This is a genomic window from Lactovum odontotermitis (assembly GCF_054658595.1).
The window spans coordinates 1-3,300 of sequence record NZ_BAAGGQ010000044.1 but is presented as its reverse complement, the minus strand read 5'-3'; the positions used below and the strand labels follow the sequence as shown (position 1 = coordinate 3,300).

General features: G+C 40.6%; 4 protein-coding genes. All 4 read right to left on the bottom strand.

Annotated features, from left to right (window positions below; all coding sequences use genetic code 11):
- Positions 1-331: 331 nt before the first annotated feature.
- The 4 genes from ACYQ2E_RS11205 to ACYQ2E_RS11190 all read right to left on the bottom strand — a co-directional run bounded on the left by ACYQ2E_RS11205 (position 332) and on the right by ACYQ2E_RS11190 (position 3,266).
- Positions 332-1,165: an SDR family NAD(P)-dependent oxidoreductase gene (locus ACYQ2E_RS11205; RefSeq protein WP_460018145.1), complete on the bottom strand. Its 834-nt coding sequence runs from the start codon at positions 1,163-1,165 to the stop codon at positions 332-334.
- A gap of 26 nt (positions 1,166-1,191) precedes the next feature.
- The gene (locus ACYQ2E_RS11200; RefSeq protein ID WP_460018144.1) at positions 1,192-2,148 is read right to left on the bottom strand and encodes a glycosyltransferase family 2 protein; all 957 of its coding nucleotides are present in this window, start codon (positions 2,146-2,148) and stop codon (positions 1,192-1,194) included.
- Positions 2,149-2,257: 109 nt separating this feature from the next.
- Positions 2,258-2,683: a hypothetical protein gene (locus tag ACYQ2E_RS11195; protein WP_460018143.1), complete on the bottom strand. Its 426-nt coding sequence runs from the start codon at positions 2,681-2,683 to the stop codon at positions 2,258-2,260.
- Positions 2,673-3,266 (bottom strand): hypothetical protein, encoded by a 594-nt coding sequence (locus ACYQ2E_RS11190; RefSeq protein ID WP_460018142.1) that lies wholly within the window; start codon positions 3,264-3,266, stop codon positions 2,673-2,675. Before ACYQ2E_RS11190 ends, ACYQ2E_RS11195 begins: the two co-directional genes overlap by 11 nt.
- Between the last annotated feature and the right edge of the window lie 34 nt (positions 3,267-3,300).

The window sequence follows — 3,300 nt, the reverse complement described above, 5'->3', positions numbered from 1 at the left end:
GTAAAAATCAGTCTAAAGTTTGAGATTAATTTAGGAAATCTGTTTTATAATAATTTTGCAAGTGATTCCGAACACTTGCAACTCCTAAATTTTTCATATATTACTCCTAAAACAAAAAAAGTCGTCTGCAGGCGGCTTTTTTGTTTTAAATTTAGACACCCTGTAAAAATCAGTCTAAAGTTTGAGAACGATTTAGAAGATTTGTCTTATAATTAATCTTGTAGGTGACTCCGACACCTGCAACTCCTAAATTTTTCATAAATTACTCCTAAAACAAAAAGGTCGTCTCTGTAGGCGGCTTTTTTGTTCTTCTGTTAATTTCAGAAATTTTTCAAGACAAATGCTTCAGCAGCAAATCAATGCCGCGGCGCCAGAGCTTAGGATGAGTCTTTGCCACGCGCACCATCAAACGGTCACCAACGGAATGATAATAGCGCAACTCGGGCTTTGCAGCCGTCGCAGCCTTGTAAAAATCACGCGCCAAATCCGCCGATGAAGGACCAGCCTTCTCCATCTTAGAAAATCCTTTGCGCACCTTTTCAACCATTGGCCCGTAAGGAGAATTCGGCAGAAGATTCTTTTCAGCGTTGTCCAGAGCAATACTGCTCCAGGCAGACTTCGTACCGCCGGGATTAACACAGACACTGCGAATTCCGAACTGCGCCACCTCGGTGTCCAGCACGTCAGACCACTGCTGCATCGCAGCCTTCGTCGCATGATAATATGCTCCCAGCGGTGTATAAACATAACCGCCGACACTTGAAATATTCACAATCCGCCCATAGCCGCGTGAACGCATAGTGGGCAGCAGCATCTGAGTCAGCTCAACAGCACCAAAGAAATTCGTCTCAAACTGCTTACGCACATTCTCCATGGGAATCTCTTCGGCGGGACCGTACTCGCCATAACCGGCATTATTGATTAAAACATCCACCTGCCCTTGCTCCGCTAGAATTCTGTCCACAAAAGCCCGGTTTGACGACGAATTCGTCACATCCAGCGCCAGCGCAATGATGTTCTCGTCCGCCGGAATCCGCTCCACGCGGCGCGCTCCAGCATAAACAATCCAGCCTTTCTTGGCAAAAAGCTTCGCCGCCTCAAGGCCCATGCCGTTTGAAGCGCCTGTGACTGCAACGACTCGTGTTGTATCTTCATTATCATCCATTTTTTAATTCTCCTTATATTTCGACTCTAAATGCTGACTTTTTCTACAAAAGCTTTGAAACCGTCAGTATTGACGCCGAGCCAATTTCCTTTGGGATTGTCGCGCATAAAATCGACTTGCTTCTGCACCAGAACCGTGTAGCCATCCCAGTATTCTTTAAATTCCTGCAAAAGCTTCGTATGCTCTGCCCAGAAAGCCTCTGGCTTTGCCGGCGGATAACGGGTGAAACGCATGTAGACATCACAAACATAGTGATTTAAATCTCGCTTCAAATCCTCCGGCTTCATCTCACGTATCTTTTCTAAATAAAGCCGATTTTCCAAAGCCCATGTATGAGTCTGATATTCAAAAGCCTTGCCGTCCTTACGTACCAGCGAATTCGCATTATAAAGCCAACTATAAACCACACTGTCCAAATAATGAATATCTGTTGACAATTGACAAGCCAGACCGACAAAATAGGTATCCTCAAAAAGCCTCAGCTCAGGACGAAAACGTAATCCCTTTTCTGCTAAATAAGAGCGGCGGAACCACTTTGCATAGGCAGCTTTCCAGTCCGCCCCCGGATGCGTCAAATAGCGGAACTCGCCATTTTCAATGATATACTGTTCAATGTAGCGCCCAATAATCAGCTGATGGTCCCCTGTTCCCTTGACAACATTGAAAAATTCCAGCAGTGCACCAGCAAAATGCAATTCATCATCCGAGTCTATGAACATGACATACTCGCCCTCACTGTGGTCGATTCCATACTGACGCGCATTTCCAGGTCCGACATTTACGGTTAGCTGATGATAATGCAAATCAAGATTTGCGAAAATATCAAATTTCTTCACATCAATCGCCGGTCCGCCGTCATTGACCAAATGTACATCAATCTCAGAAAAATTAACTCCGATTTGATTATTGATAGAACTCAGCGGTATAGCCAGCACGCTCTCATTTTGCCCCATAAACGGGATAATAATACTTACTTTTTTCATAGCTCTATTATATCAGTTTTAAATAGAATTTTCATATAAATTAATAATAAATCACGCAGAAAATCTCGTTTTTATGCCTTTTTTATCAAAATGGTTACTTTTCTTTCTCTCACTGTGTTTCCTTCTTACGATATTTTTCATTTATTTTTCTAGCCGTTCGATAACAAAATACAGCCGCAAGAATATGAAGCAACAAGGAGGAAAATGCAACAAAAATCTTAGCGCCACTGCTTAAAGAATTCAAATGAACTAAAACAGCTAATATTACACCAATAATTTGGTCGCCATAAATCAGAATCGGCCCCACGCTGACAATCTTTAACTTCCTTGTCCGCACATGTGCAACGATTGCATAAATGAAAACCAGTAAGTCAACTCCTTGAGCGATTGGAGATACCGGTATCAGTACCGATAAGATAAGCAATAGGAACCAAACGATACAAAGTATTGTTACAGTCAAATTCCACTTATAAGCTCTGTTAGCTATCATTTCTATATCTATGCTATTATTTTTTTCTTGAAGATTATTCGTCATCACTTGCTCCAGTTATTATTTTTAATAGGCGAAAAGATTTTCCTATCCTAAATGCTCGATAGGCTACAAAGCCAACTAGGAAAAAGCAGAATAAAGAGCAGAATAAAAAAGCGGTTTGAGTTTTTGAATCATGCCCCATCAGTGAGACACTGGCAAATAAGAATGCTAGAATTCCCGCTAGCCAAGTAACGGTCGTCCATCCTCCATTGCTCTTTTTACTTGCCTTTAAAGCAATCTTCAAAATTTTCATTTCTTTTATTTCAATAAAACTCTTGTTCAATGTTTGTTTGCGTAAAGTATACTCCTCAATGAAATAGGAGAAGATTAAACCCAAGCCGAACGCAACTATAGAGATTAATAACATTTGGATAAAACTAATTTTAACAAAGCCAGATGAGAGAACCCTCATTATTGGAAACACAAGAACAACCGAGCCAAGGGTGTAAAATTTCATATCCCCAGTATCTTTTTCTCGCTCAAAAACTGTATGTGGCCGCATGTAAACTTTTTTTATTTTAGAATCAACATAAAAATCTGTTATTTTATCTGTAAAAATAATTTTATCTAATTTTATTTTAGCCATTTATAATCTCCTTTTCTATTAATCTGTATAAGGA

Coding starts and splice junctions, on each gene's coding strand:
- ACYQ2E_RS11205 (WP_460018145.1), bottom strand. CDS start 1,165: ATGGATGATAATGAAGATACAACACGAGTCGTTGCAGTCACAGGCGCT.
- ACYQ2E_RS11200 (WP_460018144.1), bottom strand. CDS start 2,148: ATGAAAAAAGTAAGTATTATTATCCCGTTTATGGGGCAAAATGAGAGC.
- ACYQ2E_RS11195 (WP_460018143.1), bottom strand. CDS start 2,683: ATGACGAATAATCTTCAAGAAAAAAATAATAGCATAGATATAGAAATG.
- ACYQ2E_RS11190 (WP_460018142.1), bottom strand. CDS start 3,266: ATGGCTAAAATAAAATTAGATAAAATTATTTTTACAGATAAAATAACA.